Below are 725 nucleotides of genomic sequence, written 5' to 3'. Positions count from 1 at the left end.
ACGGTGGCCGAGTCGGACGCACGGACGTACTTGCCGGCGCTCGCGGAGATCTCAAGCCACACGCCGCGTGGGGAGTCGATGATGATCTCCTGGTAGCCGTCCAACTTCAGGGCGGCGTCCAGCTCGTTCTGGGTCTTGACTGTGATGCTCACTGGGTGGGTCCTTCCGGGTTGATGTGGCGTGCTACTGCCTGATGTCGCGGACGTCGTCGCCTGCGGCCGCAATGTCGTCGTCGTGCGCGGGGTGGGCTGGGGTGGCGACCACTGCGGCGGTGGCCGCGGCGAAGGTGCTCCGAATCGAGGGCAGAGGGTCGACCGGTCGCGGGGCGAACGCCCGTACGAGCGTCCCGTTCGCAGGGGCGGATACGAGAGGGACGAGGTTGACGGGCGCCATCGACGCGCGCATGTCGGCCTCAGTGCGCTGTTCAACGTCGGTTTCGTAGTACGCCAACCACCTGCCGTCCGAGGTCAACCGGTACACATAACCGTCAGGGTCGTCCGTGGCGGTCACGTAGATTCCGGGCGTCGTCGGCAGCGCAGCCTCCACCCGTTCGATCACGAAACCGTCCCTCAGAAGGACGCTGACGAGAATGCTCGTGCCAGCAAACGCGATGTGGGCGGGATTGTCGGTAGTGGAGTCCAGCCGGCCCTCGATGCTGGTGTCGCCGTTGGTGGCGCGGATGATGTCGCCGGGCTTGACCGTGATGCTCACTGGTCATCTCCTTC

The 725-nt window shown here is 65.9% G+C and carries 1 protein-coding gene; it reads right to left on the bottom strand.

What is annotated here, in order from left to right:
* Positions 1 to 183: 183 nt before the first annotated feature.
* Entirely contained in the window at positions 184 to 711 is a 528-nt protein-coding gene (locus U870_RS0121730; RefSeq protein WP_025159454.1) for a hypothetical protein, read from the bottom strand.
* Positions 712 to 725: the final 14 nt, after the last annotated feature.

Source organism: Leifsonia aquatica H1aii (genome assembly GCF_000633535.1).
In the GTDB taxonomy this organism is placed as follows: Bacteria; Actinomycetota; Actinomycetes; order Actinomycetales; family Microbacteriaceae; genus Leifsonia; species Leifsonia aquatica_A.
The sequence above is the reverse complement of the archived record's forward strand: the minus strand, read 5'-3'. Positions and strand labels throughout refer to the sequence as shown.